This is a genomic window from Corynebacterium sp. HMSC036D03 (genome assembly GCF_001836185.1).
Classification (GTDB): domain Bacteria; phylum Actinomycetota; class Actinomycetes; order Mycobacteriales; family Mycobacteriaceae; genus Corynebacterium; species Corynebacterium simulans.
Genome location: NZ_KV827756.1, coordinates 1 through 208, shown reverse-complemented (window position 1 = coordinate 208; position 208 = coordinate 1). Strand labels below are relative to the sequence as shown.

Annotated in this window: 1 pseudogene; it reads left to right on the top strand. The window is 54.3% G+C overall.

What is annotated here, in order from left to right:
• Positions 1-140, top strand: a pseudogene (locus HMPREF2692_RS13435) (transposase); the annotation flags it as partial.
• Positions 141-208: the final 68 nt, after the last annotated feature.

Here is a 208-nt window from a genome sequence, read left to right as displayed (position 1 = left end):
TGTCCAGGTACTCCGAACAGTTCAAACGCGATGCCGTAGCCCTCTATGAAAACAACTAGGATCTCTCGCTGAACTCAGCATCAGCTGAGCTCGGTATCAACCGTGCCTCGCTACATTCTTGGGTCAAAAAGTACGGCACTGGCAAACGTGCCCGCACGAAGGCTGTGCACGATCAAGCCCAAGCGGCGACTGATTCTGAGCGAATCCG